General features: G+C 63.5%; 18 protein-coding genes. 14 read left to right on the top strand and 4 right to left on the bottom strand.

From position 1 onward, the window contains the following. Window positions 1-268: 268 nt before the first annotated feature. From AC56DV_RS04320 to AC56DV_RS04275, 10 genes are all read left to right on the top strand, one after another. Window positions 269-1,747, top strand: coding sequence for a B12-binding domain-containing radical SAM protein (locus AC56DV_RS04320; RefSeq protein WP_496313074.1), 1,479 nt, complete (start codon window positions 269-271; stop codon window positions 1,745-1,747). A gap of 61 nt (window positions 1,748-1,808) precedes the next feature. Continuing rightward, window positions 1,809-2,936 carry an MlaE family ABC transporter permease gene (locus AC56DV_RS04315; RefSeq protein WP_496313073.1) on the top strand — a complete coding sequence of 376 codons (1,128 nt, stop codon included), beginning with the start codon at window positions 1,809-1,811 and terminating at the stop codon, window positions 2,934-2,936. Continuing rightward, window positions 2,936-3,802: an ABC transporter ATP-binding protein gene (locus tag AC56DV_RS04310; protein ID WP_496313072.1), complete on the top strand. Its 867-nt coding sequence runs from the start codon at window positions 2,936-2,938 to the stop codon at window positions 3,800-3,802. The genes AC56DV_RS04315 and AC56DV_RS04310 overlap by 1 nt, the downstream gene beginning before the upstream one ends. A gap of 2 nt (window positions 3,803-3,804) precedes the next feature. After that, on the top strand, window positions 3,805-4,752 hold the full coding sequence (locus AC56DV_RS04305) for an MlaD family protein (RefSeq protein ID WP_496313071.1): 948 nt from the start codon (window positions 3,805-3,807) through the stop codon (window positions 4,750-4,752). Window positions 4,753-4,763: 11 nt separating this feature from the next. Further along, entirely contained in the window at window positions 4,764-5,408 is a 645-nt protein-coding gene (locus AC56DV_RS04300) for an ABC-type transport auxiliary lipoprotein family protein (RefSeq protein ID WP_496313070.1), read from the top strand. 43 nt (window positions 5,409-5,451) lie between these two features. Continuing rightward, window positions 5,452-6,552 (top strand): VanZ family protein, encoded by a 1,101-nt coding sequence (locus AC56DV_RS04295; protein WP_496313076.1) that lies wholly within the window; start codon window positions 5,452-5,454, stop codon window positions 6,550-6,552. A 41-nt stretch (window positions 6,553-6,593) separates the two neighbouring features. Beyond that, window positions 6,594-6,914, top strand: a complete 321-nt coding sequence (locus AC56DV_RS04290) for a (2Fe-2S) ferredoxin domain-containing protein (protein ID WP_496313069.1) — start codon at window positions 6,594-6,596, stop codon at window positions 6,912-6,914. After that, on the top strand, window positions 6,914-7,564 hold the full coding sequence (locus AC56DV_RS04285) for an alpha/beta hydrolase (protein ID WP_496313075.1): 651 nt from the start codon (window positions 6,914-6,916) through the stop codon (window positions 7,562-7,564). Before AC56DV_RS04290 ends, AC56DV_RS04285 begins: the two co-directional genes overlap by 1 nt. Window positions 7,565-7,614: 50 nt before the next feature. Next, a complete protein-coding gene (locus AC56DV_RS04280) occupies window positions 7,615-8,763 on the top strand; it encodes a D-alanyl-D-alanine carboxypeptidase family protein (RefSeq protein ID WP_496313068.1) in 1,149 nt (382 codons plus the stop codon). Beyond that, window positions 8,763-9,650: an aldo/keto reductase gene (locus tag AC56DV_RS04275; protein ID WP_496313067.1), complete on the top strand. Its 888-nt coding sequence runs from the start codon at window positions 8,763-8,765 to the stop codon at window positions 9,648-9,650. The genes AC56DV_RS04280 and AC56DV_RS04275 overlap by 1 nt, the downstream gene beginning before the upstream one ends. A gap of 10 nt (window positions 9,651-9,660) precedes the next feature. On the opposite strand, the gene pssA is transcribed toward AC56DV_RS04275, so the two are convergent. After that, a complete protein-coding gene (pssA, locus tag AC56DV_RS04270; protein ID WP_496313066.1) occupies window positions 9,661-10,446 on the bottom strand; it encodes a CDP-diacylglycerol--serine O-phosphatidyltransferase in 786 nt (261 codons plus the stop codon). 143 nt (window positions 10,447-10,589) lie between these two features. On the opposite strand from pssA, the gene AC56DV_RS04265 reads away from it, so the two are divergent. Both AC56DV_RS04265 and AC56DV_RS04260 read left to right on the top strand, forming a co-directional pair. After that, the gene (locus AC56DV_RS04265; protein ID WP_496313065.1) at window positions 10,590-11,579 is read left to right on the top strand and encodes a CAP domain-containing protein; all 990 of its coding nucleotides are present in this window, start codon (window positions 10,590-10,592) and stop codon (window positions 11,577-11,579) included. 28 nt (window positions 11,580-11,607) lie between these two features. Beyond that, on the top strand, window positions 11,608-12,231 hold the full coding sequence (locus tag AC56DV_RS04260) for an Hpt domain-containing protein (RefSeq protein ID WP_496313064.1): 624 nt from the start codon (window positions 11,608-11,610) through the stop codon (window positions 12,229-12,231). On the opposite strand, the gene AC56DV_RS04255 is transcribed toward AC56DV_RS04260, so the two are convergent. The 3 genes from AC56DV_RS04255 to AC56DV_RS04245 form a co-directional block, all read right to left on the bottom strand. After that, a complete protein-coding gene (locus AC56DV_RS04255; protein ID WP_496313063.1) occupies window positions 12,221-12,415 on the bottom strand; it encodes a hypothetical protein in 195 nt (64 codons plus the stop codon). The genes AC56DV_RS04260 and AC56DV_RS04255 overlap by 11 nt on opposite strands. A gap of 295 nt (window positions 12,416-12,710) precedes the next feature. After that, on the bottom strand, window positions 12,711-13,022 hold the full coding sequence (locus tag AC56DV_RS04250; protein WP_496313062.1) for a HigA family addiction module antitoxin: 312 nt from the start codon (window positions 13,020-13,022) through the stop codon (window positions 12,711-12,713). 9 nt (window positions 13,023-13,031) lie between these two features. Next, a complete protein-coding gene (locus tag AC56DV_RS04245) occupies window positions 13,032-13,313 on the bottom strand; it encodes a type II toxin-antitoxin system RelE/ParE family toxin (RefSeq protein WP_496313061.1) in 282 nt (93 codons plus the stop codon). Between the two features lie 332 nt (window positions 13,314-13,645). On the opposite strand from AC56DV_RS04245, the gene AC56DV_RS04240 reads away from it, so the two are divergent. Together AC56DV_RS04240 and AC56DV_RS04235 are read left to right on the top strand one after the other, a co-directional pair. Continuing rightward, window positions 13,646-14,236, top strand: a complete 591-nt coding sequence (locus AC56DV_RS04240; RefSeq protein ID WP_496313060.1) for a hypothetical protein — start codon at window positions 13,646-13,648, stop codon at window positions 14,234-14,236. After that, window positions 14,236-14,580, top strand: a complete 345-nt coding sequence (locus AC56DV_RS04235; protein WP_496313059.1) for a hypothetical protein — start codon at window positions 14,236-14,238, stop codon at window positions 14,578-14,580. Before AC56DV_RS04240 ends, AC56DV_RS04235 begins: the two co-directional genes overlap by 1 nt. Window positions 14,581-14,658: the final 78 nt, after the last annotated feature.

The following is a 14,658-nucleotide window of genomic DNA, read 5'->3' as shown; positions in this document are numbered from 1 at the left end:
ATTTGAGCTAAGAGGCTTGCGCCTCCGGCATCATCATCAAACGCCCACACTTATCGACTGTTAATTTTTAAAGAATTCTGCGTTACTTGCTGAAGCGTTTTGTTCAGCAGCAGAGAGGCGAGATTATGCGGTGTTTCGTGCAGCTCGTCAACCCCTGTTTTTTTCACCCCACACACTGTGTGCGTCGGGAGGCAGAACTATATAGAAGCCGCCAGAGCTTGGCAAGGGTAAAATGGCTCCTTTGCCGTCTTATTCTTCGCCCGTTCCCATGACTATCCTGCTCTCCACCCTCAATGCGCGCTACACCCATGCTTCCCTGGGCTTGCGCTACCTGCTCGCGAACATGGGGGAGCTGCAGGAGCAGACGAAGATCCAGGAGTTCGTGATCGGCGCCAAGACCACGGAGATCGTGGAGCGCATCCTGGCGCACAAGCCGCGCATTGTCGGTTTCGGCATCTATATATGGAACGTCGAAGAGACCAATAAGGTCGTGGGCATGCTGAAGCGCGTGGCGCCGGAGGTGGTGGTGGTGCTGGGCGGGCCGGAAGTGTCGTACGAAACGAACGAGCAGGAGATTGCGCGGCTGGCGGACTATGTGATCACCGGCTGGGGCGACGTGACCTTCCCCAAGGTGTGCAACGAGATCCTGAACGGCCCCAAGCCGATCATGAAGGTGCACGCCGGCCACCAGCCGCCGATGGCGGAGCTGAAGCTGCCCTACTCGCTGTATTCGGACGACGATATCAAAAACCGCACCATCTATGTGGAGGCTTCGCGCGGTTGTCCGTTCAAGTGCGAGTTCTGCCTGTCCGCGCTGGACAAGACAGCCTGGCCCTTCAATATCGACACCTTCCTGGCGGAGATGGAGGGGCTGCACGCGCGCGGCGCGCGGCTGTTCAAGTTCGTGGACCGCACCTTCAACCTGAATATCAAGACCAGCCTGAAGATCATGCAGTTCTTCCTCGATAAGCTGGAGGCGAATCCGGACGATCCGGTCTACGCCCACTTCGAACTGGTGCCGGACCATCTGCCGGACGCGCTGAAGGAAGGCATCGCCAAGTTCCCGCACGGCGCGCTGCAGTTCGAGATCGGCATCCAGAGCTTCAATCCGGAGGTGCAGACGCTGGTGAGCCGCAAGCAGGACAACCAGAAGGCGGCCGACAATATCCGCTGGCTGTGCGACCACTCCACCGCGCACATGCACGTGGACCTGATCGCCGGCCTGCCGGGGGAGACGGTGGAGAGTTTCGCCGAGGGCTTCAACAAGCTGTGGGCGCTGGGGCCGCACGAAATCCAGTTCGGCATCCTGAAGCGCTTGCGCGGAACGCCCATCATCCGCCACACGGAGCCGTTCGGACTGGTGTTCGATCCGCATCCGCCGTACACCATCCTGGCCAACAATAATATCGATTTCCAGACCATGCAGCGGCTGGTGCGTTTCGCCCGCTACTGGGACCTGGTGGCCAATTCGGGCCGTTTTACGCACACCCTGCCGACTCTTTTGGGAGAGATGCCGTTCCAGAATTTCATGGCATTCTCGGACTGGCTGTACGCGAACACGGACGCCACGCACCGCATTGCGCTGGACCGCCTGGCGGCCATGGTGCAGCGCTGGCTGGTGCATGCGGGCATGGACGCGGAGGCGGCGGCGCAGTTGCTGGCGGGGGACTTCGCGCCCAAGGGCAAGCCGGCCGCGCATGTGCACCATCCGGCGCCGCAGCGGCAGGCACGGCATTTGGCGGCGTAAGCCGCCAGAACCGCCACCGTACCGGGTGGCGCAGTAGTAGAAAGTCACTTACACTTGAGCCATGCCAACTAACCCCGTGCCCACCCTCACCATCAGCTCCGGCAGCGCACCGGGGGCTACGGTCACGGCCAGCGGCACCTGGCAAGTCCATGCACTGGCCCACCGCCAGCCCATGCGCGCCGTCACGGCCACGCTGAAACAGCTCAAGGGCAAAAGCCCGCAGTGGGATTTGCGCGCCATCGAGGCGATGGACCACATCGGCGCCCAGCTTTTATGGAATGCCTGGGGCAAGACCCGGCCAGCATCCCTGCAAATGGCGCCCGAACACGAAGAATTCTTCAAGCGCCTCGAATCCACCGGCACGCTGGAGCTCCAGCACCCGCGCAAGCACCGCCTCACGCCCGTGATGAAGCTGGGCTTCGCCATCATGGACTTTGGCGAGCACCTGGCCGGCTTCGTGCGGCTGATCGGCCAGGTGACGCAGGACGCCTGGCGCTTCATGCGCAACCCCATGCGCGGCCCGTGGCGCGAGATTTCGGCCAACGTCTACCACGCCGGCTTCCAGGCGCTGGGCATCACCGCGCTGGTGGGCTTCCTGATCGGCGTGGTGCTGTCCTTCCTGTCGGCGCAGCAGCTGCGCACCTTCGGCGGCGACATCTATCTCGTGAACCTGCTCGGCATGAGCGTGATCCGCGAACTGGGGCCGCTGCTGGCGGCGATCCTGGTGGCGGGCCGCTCCGGTTCGTCCATCACGGCGCAGCTGGGCGTGATGCGGGTGACCGAGGAACTGGACGCCATGCTGGTGATGGGCATTTCGCACGGCTTCCGTTTGATACTGCCCAAGGTGATAGCGCTCGCCATCTCCATGCCGCTGCTGGTGATCTGGACCGACACCATGGCGCTGATCGGCGGCATGGTGTCGGCCAAGGTGGAGCTGAACCTGTCGGCGCGCTACTTCATCCAGAAGCTGCCGGACGCGGTGCCGCTGGCGAACTACCTTATCGGCCTGCTGAAAGGCGTGGTGTTCGGCGTGCTGATTGCGCTGGTGTCCTGCCACTTCGGCCTGCGCATCAAGCCGAACACGGAGAGCCTGGGACGCGGCACCACTACCTCGGTGGTGACGGCGATTACGGTGGTGATCCTGGCGGACGCGGTGTTCGCCATCGTCTTCAACGGGGTAGGCTACTGATGGACCAGACTCCCGACCCAACCCAGGCTCCCGAAGAGAGTTGCGGCTGCCCCGAAGGCGAAGGCAAGCTGACGCTGGACGGCAGCGTGCCGGTGGTGGAGATCACCAACCTGCAGACCAAGTTCGGCCGCACCGTGGTGCACCAGGACCTGAACCTGGAAATCGAACAGGGCGAGATCCTGTCCATCGTGGGCGGTTCGGGCACCGGCAAGACCGTGCTGCTGCGCCAGATGCTGGGCCTGGAGCGCCCCAGCAAGGGCTGCGTGCGCATTTTCGGCGAGGACATCAGCGAAGCCAACGCCGAGCACCTGCAGCAGCTGCGCAACCACTGGGGCATGCTGTTCCAGCAGGGCGCGCTGTATTCGGCGCTGACGGTGTTCGAGAACATCGCCCAGCCGATGCGCGAACTGCGCGTGCTGCCGCCGGACCTGATCCGCGACGCGGTGCTGCTGAAGATGAACATGGTGGACCTCGGCCCCGAGCACGCCAACAAGATGCCGTCCGACCTGTCCGGCGGCATGGTTAAGCGGGTGGCGCTGGCGCGCGCGCTGGTGCTGGAACCGAAGCTGCTGTTCCTGGACGAGCCCACCGCCGGCCTGGACCCGGACCGCTCGGAAAGCTTCGTCAAGCTGATCAAGTCGCTGCACCGCGAACTGGGGCTGACGGTGGTGATGGTGACGCACGACCTGGACACGCTGTTCGCCCTGTCCACCCGCATCGCCGTGCTGGCGGAAAAGCATGTGATCGCCATCGGACCGACGCGCGAAGTGATCAAGGTGGATCATCCCTTCATCAAGGAGTTCTTCCTCGGCGACCGCGGCAAACGCGCGCTGGAAGCACTCGATGAAAGCAAAAACAAGGAGTAGGCATGGAAAACAGATCGCACGCATTAATGACGGGCTTCTTCACGATATCGCTGCTGATTGCGGCGGTGCTGTTCGGGGTCTGGTTCAACCGCGACCGCGTGGAGCGCAATCCCTACCTGATCGCCACCACGCTGTCGGTGCCCGGCCTGAACCCGCAGGCGGCGGTGCGCTACCGCGGCCTGGAAGTGGGCAAGGTGGACGCCATCGATTTCGATGCCAAGGTGGCGGGACAGATCCTGGTGCACCTGAGCGTGGACCCGGAAACGCCGATCACCAGGACCACCTTTGCCACGCTGGGCTACCAGGGCGTGACCGGCATCGCCTATATCCAGCTGGACGATGAATCGGTGGGCCAGCCGCGCCTGCCAACCAACAAGGACAATCCGACCCGCATTCCGCTGCACCCTGGCCTGTTCGACCAGCTGGAGAAACGCGGCAAGGCCATCCTGTCCAAGGCGGAGAAGGTGACGGACGATCTGAGCATCCTGCTCAGTCCCGATAACCAGAAAGCCATCCTGGGCGCCTTCACCGACGTGAGCGAGACCGCGCGCGAGTACCGCGCCCTGCCGGCGCAGCTCGGCCCCACTTTCGACAAGCTGCCCAAGCTGGTGGAGCAGGCGCAAGGCAGCCTGGCGGCGGTGAACCAGCTGGCGGAGGACGCCACCAAGCTGTCGGCCAGCCTGCAGGGCCCGAACGGCGCCATTTCGCGGTTGAACAGCACCGTGGACCGGGTTGGCCTGTCGCTGGAGACGGTGGCCGGCGGCGTGGAACTGGAGACGCTGCCGAACATTAACGCGCTGACCGATGAAACGCGTTCCTCGATGCGCGCCGTGCGCCGCACCATGAACACCCTGAACGACAGGCCGCAAAGCATCCTGTTCGGCAACCCGGACGGCGCGCCGGGGCCGGGCGAAGCCGGCTTCAGCCCGCCTGCGCCCGCCGCCAAATAAGAAGAAGGAGCATGATGAAACCAAACCTCACTGCAACTGCCGCCGCTGCATTGGCCTTGGCATTGTTTGTCAGCGGCTGCGCCACCAAGAGCGCCGGCACCACCGTCTACGATTTCGGCCCGCTGTCCGCCGCTCCGGCCGCAGCAGCGGCCACCGTGCCGGCGGCAGCCATCCCCGCGCTGGTGGTGGCGGACGTGAACGGGCCCGCCTCGCTGGACAGCAACCGCATGTATTACCGCCTGCTGTACGCGGACGCGCAGCAGGCCCGCCCCTATTCGCAGAACGCATGGAGCGTAACGCCGCTGCAGCTGCTGACGCAGCGCCTGCGCGCGCGCCTGGCGCAGGCCGGCGTGAAAGTGCTGGCCACCACCGACGCCGCCGTCGGCATGCCGGTGCTGCGCCTGGAAGCGGACGACTTTTCGCAGAACTTCGCCAGCCAGACCAGCAGCAGCGGCCAGGTGTCGCTGCGCGCCTCGCTGTTCCGCAACCACAAGCTGGTGGACCAGAAGACCTTCACGCGCAGCACCGCAGCGCCGAGCGCCGACGCGGCGGGCGGCGCGCGCGCGCTGGCCGCGTCGTCCGACGCCATCGCGGCCGACATCCTGGCCTGGCTGGCGGCCCTGCCGCAGCCTTCGGCCCAGGCATCGCAGCCGTGAGCATAACGTTGTGAGCGTAACGGAAACAACAGTCCAGCCCCGCATGCCGTCGCCGGTGGCGCGCGCGACGCTGCTGGCCTACCTGCTGCTGATCGTGTACGCCAGCTGGTTCCCCTTCTCCGGCTGGCTGAACCAGGGCCTGTCGCCGCTGATCTTCCTCGAACACACCAGCATGCCGCGCTACTGGACCAAGTTCGACGCCATCATCAACGTGGTGGGCTATATGCCCTTCGGCGCGCTGGTGGTGTACGCGCTGTATCCGCGCGTGCGCGGCCTGATCGCCTTCCTGGTGGCGGCTGCGTGCGGCGTACTGGTGTCCGGCATCATGGAAGCGGTGCAGACCTATCTGCCCAGCCGCGTGTCGTCCAACCTGGACTTCTACACCAACGCCGCCGGCGCCGCCATGGGCGCGCTGTTCGGCACCCTGACCGTGACCAAGCTGCTGGACGGCAGCCACTTGTACCGCCTGCGCCAGCGCTGGTTCGTGCAGCACACCAGCCAGGGCCTGGTGCTGATGGCCTTGTGGCCGCTGGCGCAAATCTACCCGCAGGGATTCCTGTTCGGCCACGGCCAGCTGCTGCCCATCCTTTCCGACTGGCTGTCCGGCCTGCTCGACACGAATATCGACCTGGTGGAGCTGATGCGCCCAGGCGTGGAACTGACGGTGGAGCAGTACTGGCTGTCCGAAACCATCATCACCGCCTGCGGCATGGTGGGCGCCGGCCTGACTTTGCTGTGCCTGATGCGCAAGCACGCGCCGCGCGCCGGGCTGCTGATCGGCCTGGCCAGCGCGGCCGTGGTGGTGAAGTCGCTGGCGACGGCGCTGCTGTTCTCGCCGGAGAACGCCTTCGTGTGGATTACGCCGGGCGCGCAGGGCGGCTTCCTGATCGGCGCTATCATGCTGGCCGGGCTGGCCTTCGCGCCGCAGCTGGCGCAGCGCCGCCTGGCCGCGCTGACCTTGCTGCTCAGCCTGCTCATCGTCAACACCACGCCGGTCAATCCTTACTTCCTGTCCACCCTGCAAGGCTGGGTACAGGGCAAGTTCCTCAACTTCAACGGCGCGGCGCAATTCCTGTCGCTGCTGTGGCCGTTTTTCGCGCTCTGGTTCCTGCTCCTCCCGTCCCACAAGCTGAACCGGCCGTAGGCGGGTATCATTACGCCTGAACGATACAGCGAGGCAATGCCATGAGCGACAACAAACCCTATTTTGAACGTCACGTGTTCTTCTGCATGAACAAACGGGACGACGGCCGCAACAGCTGCGGCGACCACGGCGCGGAAGTAGCGCAAAAACACGCGAAAAAACGCTGCAAGGAGCTCGGCATCAACGGCCAGGGCAAGGTGCGCATCAACCAGGCCGGCTGCATGGACCGCTGCGAAGAAGGCCCGGTGATGGTGGTTTATCCGGAAGGCACCTGGTACACCTTCGTGGACACCACGGATATTGACGAAATCGTCGACAGCCACCTGGTTGGCGGCAAAGTGGTGGAGCGCCTGAAGATATGATGAACAAGAGCTCGGAAAAATTCACCCTGCCCGGCGGCGCCGGCCAGATGGAAGGCCTGATCGACCTGCCGGCAGGCGAACCGCGCGGCGTAGCCCTGGTGGCGCACCCGCACCCGCTGTACGGCGGCACCATGGACAACAAGGTGGCCGTCACGCTGATGCGCACCTTCGTCGGCCTGGGCTACGTGGTGGCGCGCATCAACTTCCGCGGCGTGGGCGCCTCCGAAGGCGTGCATGACCACGGCCACGGCGAAACCGACGACATGGGCCTGCTGTACCAGCACATGGTGCAGAAATTCCCCGGCCTGCCGGTGGCGCTGGGCGGCTTCTCCTTCGGCACCTATGTGCAGTCGCACCTGGCCAGGCGCCTGGCCGAGGCCGGCACGCCTGTCGAGCGCCTGGTACTGGTGGGTACGGCTGCCAAAAAATGGGAGCTGGCCGACGTGCCGGCGGACACCATTTTGATCCACGGCGAGAACGACGACACCATTCCGCTGCTGCACGTGCTGGACTGGGCGCGCCCGCAGGACATCCCCGTGCTGGTGATCCCCGGCGCCGACCATTTCTTCCACCGCAAGCTGGGCCACATCAAGACCTGGGTCTCGGCGCTGTGGAATTCCGGCCAGAAGGGCGCCGACGAGGCGGCTTGAGGCCTATAATGTCCCGCATTCGCTTTTTACACCCACCGCATTAAAGACACATGAAAAAATACCTCGCGGCACTCGCCACCAGCGTGCTGTTCATCACCTCCGCCGTCGCGCAAACCCTCCCTGCTCCCACTATCGCCGCCAAGTCGTGGCTGCTGCTGGACATGACCAGCGGCCAGATCATCGCGTCGCAAGACCCGAACATGCGCATCGAGCCGGCTTCGCTGACCAAGATCATGACGGCCTACCTGACCTTCCAGGCCCTGCGCGACAAGAAAATCGACATCAACCAGAAGGTGAACGTGTCGGTGCGCGCCTGGAAAGTGGATTCGAGCAGCTCGAAGATGTTCATCGACCCTGCCGTGCCGGTTTCCATCAACGACCTGCTGCACGGCCTGATGGTGCAGTCCGGCAATGACGCAGCCGTGGCGCTGGCCGAAGCCGTGGCCGGCGACGAAGGCACCTTCGTCACCCTGATGAACCGCGAAGCGCAGCGCATGGGCCTGACCCAGACCCGCTTCGCCAACCCGCACGGCCTGCCCAGCCCGGAAAACTATTCCACCGCGCAAGACCTGTCGGTGCTGGCCAAGCGCGTGATCGCCGACTACCCCGAGTTCTACAAGATCGACTCGGTGAAGAGCTTCACCTACAACAAGATTACCCAGCCGAACCGCAACCGCCTGCTGTGGCTGGATCCGACCGTGGACGGCATGAAGACCGGTCACACCGAAGCGGCCGGCTACTGCATGATCGCGTCCGCGCGCCGCCCGAACGGCAACTTCGGCGAGCGCCGCCTGATCTCGGTGGTGCTGGGCACCACCTCCGACGGCGCGCGCACGGCCGAAAGCCAGAAGCTGCTGAACTGGGGCTTCCAGAATTTCGATACGGTACGCCTGTACAGCAAGGGGCAAGCCATCGATACGCCGGAAATCTGGAAAGGCTCGTCCAACAAGGTGAAAATCGGCTTCGCGCATGACGTGCTGGTGACGGTGCCGAAAGGCGTGGCCGGCAAGATGAAACCGGTGCTGGAACGCAAGGACCCGCTGGTGGCGCCGTTGGCTGAAAACACCCGTGTCGGTTCGGTGAAGATGATGGTGGACGGCAAGCCGCTGCTGGAACTGCCGGTGGTGGCGCTGGAAGGCGTGCCGCAGGCGTCCATCTTCGGCCGCGCATGGGACTCCGTGCGCCTGTGGCTGAAATAATGACGGCGCGCGCGGAAGGACTGCAGCTGTCCCGCATCGTGGCGGGCATGTGGCGCATGACCGAGTGGGACATGGCGCCGCAGCAGCGCCTGGCCTTCATCGAGCAGTGCCTGGAGCTGGGCGTGACCAGCTTCGACCATGCGGACATCTATGGCGGCTACGGCGTGGAAGCGCTGTTCGGCGAAGCGCTGGCACTGAAGCCGGCGCTGCGCGAACGGATGCAGATCGTGAGCAAGTGCGGCATCAAGCTGCTGTCGCCGAACCGCCCCGAGCACACCATCCAGCATTACGACACCACGGCGGCGCACATCACCGCCTCGGTGGAGAACTCGCTGCGCCAGCTGGGCACCGGTTACCTGGACCTGCTGCTGATCCACCGCCCTGACCCGCTGATGGACTTCGACGAGATGGCGGCCACCTTCACGCGCTTGCGCGGCGAGGGAAAGGTGAAGCATTTCGGCGTGTCCAACTTCAGCCGCCACCAGTTCGAGGCGCTGAACCGGCGCATTGCGCTGGCGACGAACCAGGTTGAATTCTCGCCGCTGCACCTGGCGCCGATGTTCGACGAAACCTTCGACGGCCTGCAGGACCTGGGCGTGGCGCCGATGATCTGGTCGCCGCTGGGCGGCGGACGCCTGTTCAGCGGCGGCGACGCGGCCGGCGAGCGTTTGCGCGCGGCCATCCAGCAGGTGGCGGACGAGGTTCAGCGTCCGTTCGCATCTGTGGTGTTCGCGTGGATTATGCAGCTGCCGTGCAAACCGGTGCCGCTGACGGGCTCGGGCCGCATCGCGGCGATCGAGGAAGCGGTGCAGGCGACGCAGTTCACCTTGAGCCGCCAGCAGTGGTTCGAGATCCTGCGCGCGGCGCGCGGGCACGAGGTGGCGTAAGGCTTGGAGCTTACGGCGTCTCGTCGTCGTAGACGGCTGGCGGCGCAATGCCGGTCCAGCCGTATTTCCAGGCCAGGTTCAAGGCCAGCGTGAACGCCACGTACACGGCGAAGAACAGCGCGAAGAAGGCCGTGGTGAGCCACAGCATCAAACCAAGGCACACCAGCAGCGCCACCAGCGCGCCCCAGCTCCGCTTCTGCTTGGAGCTCGGGAACCGGATGGTGGACACCATCAATCCCCCCACCGCGAACAGCAGCACCACGATCAGCACCGCGTGCTCCAGCGTGCGCGCCGGTTCCGGCCACGCCACCACCACCGACGCCACGCAGGCGGCGCCCGCCGTAATCGGCATGCCGACGAAATAGCGCGGGTCGGTGCGGCCCACGTTCACGTTGAAGCGCGCCAGGCGCAGCGCGCCGCAGGCGACGAAGATAAAGCTGGCGATGCCGCCCATACGCAGCAAGGTGGTGTGCTCATGGCCCAGCAGCACGAAGCCGTAGCAGTACAGCAGCACCGCCGGCGCGCAGCCGAAATTCATCACGTCCGCTATCGAATCGAGCTGCACGCCGAACTCGGAGCTGGTGCCGGTGGCGCGCGCCACGAAGCCGTCCAGCGCGTCGAACACCCCCGCCAGCACCAGCAGCACGGCAGCCATCTGGTAGTCATGCGCGCTGCCGATATAGGCGTTGTCGACCGAGATGACGATGCTGCCGAAACCGCAGGCGATCGACAACAGGGTGACAAAGCTGGGCAGGGCAAATTTGGCGCGCTGCAGGCGCCGCTTGGTTGGTGTCATCTGGCAATATTACTTTTGGGAGCGAGGAGGTATTTTACCCCGCTTGCGGTGATAATCTGGTGTACCTCAACTTGAGCGGTGCGACGCTGGCGTCGGCGCATTTTGTTTTCGCATAGAATTGAACAACTGCAAGAGGAGCTGCCATGCATACCCCACCCACCAGCAAAGCCCCCCTGTCCGCGCCGCGATCGAGCTCCTTGTCGACCTCGCTGTCCGCCGCGCTGACGGCAGCATTCATGGCGGCATTGCTGGCGGCATGCGGCGGCGGCGGTGGCGGATCGCCCCCGGCGGTGGCCACGCAGCCTCCTGTTACCGTACCCGAACCGGGCGCGCCCACCCTCACCGGCGACACATCGCTGGACGGCTACAACTGGATCAACTACCGCCGCCAGCAGACCGGCCTGGCGGCACTGGCGCGCAACGCCCGTATGGACCTGGCGGCGCAGGGTCATTCCAATTACCAGCGGCAGAACAACACCATCACCCACGACCAGACCAGCGGCCTGCCCGGCTTCACCGGCGCCTCGCTGGGGGACCGCCTGGCCAACGCCGGCTATGCGCTGGTGGGGCCGTTCGCTTATGGCGAGGTGATTTCGGCGGCGTCCGACACGTCCGGCTTCTACCATGCGGAAGAACTGATCGGCGCGATCTACCACCGCTTCGTGATCCTGGAGCCGGTGTTCAAGGAAGCGGGGATCGGCACTGCCACCGGCAACGGCTACACTTATTTCACCGCCGACCTGGCCGCCAGCGGCGGCTATGGCGCCGGCGTGGGGCGCGGCAAGCTGGCTGTCTACCCGCCCGCCAACCAGACCCGCGTGCCGCTGAACTTCTTCAGCGACACCGAATCGCCGGACCCGGTGCCGAACCAGAATGAAGTGGGGTATCCGATCAGCGTGCAGGGCGACATTACCGCGACGGTGAACGTGCAGACCTTCACGGTGCGCCCGCGCGGCGGCGCCGATCTTCCGGTGCGCCTGCTGACCAATGCCACCGACCGCGAAACGCCGGTGAAGGCGGCCGCCATCATCCCGCTCAGCGTGCTGAAAACGGCCACCATCTACGACGTGACCTTTACCGGCACGGTGGACGGCGTGACCGCGAACCGCAGCTGGTCGTTCACCACGCGATAAGCTGCGGCACCAGCGGCGGCAGCGTGCGATGACAGCGCAGCATATCCTCAATACAGCGGAAGGCCTGGAGCGGCTGATGGACGATGACGGCCTATACCGCCAGGTGCTGCTGCGTTTCCGCAAGGATTACGAACAGGCCGTGCCGCAGATGCGCCAGCTGCTGGCCGACGGCGCGCAAGCGGCGGCACAACGGAAGGTACACAGCATGAAGGGCGCGGCCGGCATGATAGGCGCGCAGGAACTGCACCGGCTGGCGGGCCTGACGGAGGCGGAATTGGCGAAGTCCGGCGCGGCATCCGGCGCGGCGGCGCATGCAGCGCTGGATGTGCTGCAAGCGGCGCTCGACAGCGTGCTGCGCGCCATTGCCGCCCACGAGGACGGCACGGATGCCGGCGCCGTCGATTCCGCTGCCGCCGCCCCGGCGTCCCCGCCGCCCCGGCAGGCGAACGCGCAAGCGCTGATCGCGCGGCTGGCGCGATTGCTGGACGAGGGGAATGGCGAAGCGATCGATGTGCTGGAACAGTCGGCCACGGTGCTGGCGGCCAGTCTGGGAACGGCGGTATTTCAGGAAGTGGCCGCAGCGGCCCACGAATTCGACTACGAAGCGGCGCTGGCAACGCTGGCGCGGGTCAAGCCCACGCTCAGCGCGTAAATTCGGCTTCTTCGTCGAAGGCGTCGTGGCATTCCTTGCCGCAGAAGCGGCGCACGCTATCGAGCGGTTTTTCGCAATACCAGCACGAGCCTTTCGGCGGCAGCGTTTGCCGCGTGTAGACAGGCGGCGCGGCGGGCTGCATGGCGCCCGCTTCCTCAGGTAGTTGGTTCTGTAACGATTCCACGGTATCCCCTTTCCAGGCAACACTTTACGGCGTACAACCAGCATACTTGCGCGCAATTTTCACGGCATGAGCAGGATCAACAACCCCGCCATCCTGCTGCATTTTCGGGCAGTGCGCGCAACAATAATAGCAGGATTGCCGAGCCGCCACTGTCGGGTTTACGTGCGTTCGCGCACGTAAAATCACAAAAAATTAGTGTGCCCAGAGTGAAGAAAAATTTTTAAATGGAAAGGCTTGGAACGATAGCGTGAGAGAAGCCGGAAGCCCGCCTCAAAAGGGTCACGGCTGGTGAATGTCAGGCCGCGAGCGGTGCTGGCTGAACCTGCATGGGCGAGTCGATGAATCGTTGTGCCGCTTGCCACACATCGTATGCGCTTTGTTCAGCGAGCCAAAGGCGAGCTTCGCCGCCGCGCTCAATACCTAGCCATGCCTCGATGCGCAACGCCATTTCAGGCGAGATAGCGGCATGCCCATTGAGGACACGGGACAGCGTGACACGATTCACGCCCAACTGCTGCGCGGCTTCGGTAACGGACAAGCCCAGTGCCGGCAGTACGTCGTCGCGCAAAGTCAGTCCCGGGTGCGGTGGGTTAAACATGCGTGCCATGATTTTCTCTCAATGATAATCCTGGTAATCCACAAGAATGGCATCCGTGCCCTCGAACCTGAATGTCAACCGCCAGTTGCCATTCACGCATACCGAAAAGAGGCCCTTGAGATGCTTGCCCTTCAGCGGATGCAAACCCCAGCCGGGCAGGTTCATACCCTGGGCAGACGTGGCCTCGTTCAGACGGCGCAGCATCGCCCCTAGGTTAGGGGCGTGGGCAGCTTGAATACCTGCCACGCTTCCCGTCTCGAAAAAAGCCTTCAGACCCTTGTGCTGAAAAGTTTTTATCATGCCCGATTGTAGCGCCTAACGCTACAAGCATCAACCTATGCCAAGCGCCTACGATGCAGAATTTTGAAAGACTAAGACAAGACCATATAGAATCTGGTTTCCTGTTATTGCTCACATGTGCTGTGTACCTAGTGTGTACCCAAAGACAGCTACGAGACTCGGAAAGAGTGAGTTTGACGCCCTCCCTAAGACTCTGGCCCATCCTGCTCTGCGACATGCGGCGACCGGCTCCACAGTGGCGGGGATGCATCTCCCAAAAGCTATCCATGCTGGCATCCAAGCAGGCGCCGTGGAAGGGGTAAAATGTACGCCTGCTCCTCCATAGTTAGACCATGCAACACCAGAATATTGTCTCTGCTGCCATTGCCAGCTACAAACAGAACCTTACCGAAGCAGTTGACACCGCACAGACCCTGTCTCTTGTGCCCCTATTCTCGTTGGATTTCAACACGGCCCAGATCGATAATTCCTGGATCAAAGAGGCGCTTACAGACCTGCGGACTGGATACAAGACTGCAGACAAACGCAAATGCGTGATCTATATTTTTTCTCTTGCCGGCTCTGGCGAGAATAGCGCAATCACCGAAGCACTACTGTGCCATAAGCAAGCCCGGCAACTCGAGGACAAGAAGGACAATCTTTGCACCATCAATGGCGCGTTCCCCAATTCAACGACGCTTTACGTCGGCCGCAGTTTCAAGCCCAAATCCCGCATTACCCAGCATTTAAGCGAGTCGGACAATGGCACGTACGCGATGCATTTGCAACAGTGGGCGCCAATCCTCGAGCTTACGCTACGACTGGATGTCTATGACGTACCAGCTTATCGTGACACCGTGAACCTTGAGCGGGCGATGAATGTGTTGGAAACGGGTTTATGGGATCATCTCCAGCCCCTGCTCGGCCGCCGCGGAGACAAATAATGGGGGAATCCCTCACTCTGCACGATACGGATAGTCTCAATGCCGGTCACGCCGCCCGAAAGAAGCTCTGCGAACGCATTGTCACCTGCCCGACCGCGCTCAATATCCTGCGCAACGCTGGCGCAACACTCAGCTCAGCGGACCTACGTTGTGCGCCAGTGGTCCTGTCGCAATTAATGCATCAACATTGCCCACCCGCTAGTTCCAACGATGCCGGGGCAGATATTGCAGGCCGATGGCTGGTTCCCGAACCGTGGAACGGACATCTCGGAAATGCGCCACTTCTTTTCATCGGTCAAAATAAAGTGGACCCGTCAGTCAAGACACTTTGCCGGTTAATTTAAGCTGTGCCCATTTCCACCTCGTCAGCTGCCCGGCGCTGCCCCGTATTGCTCTTGTCCTGCGGCTTATCGTCATCGTCA

The organism is Massilia sp. BGA-UO-ETr-WB1, assembly GCF_059567845.1.
This window is presented reverse-complemented; position numbering and strand designations above follow the sequence as displayed.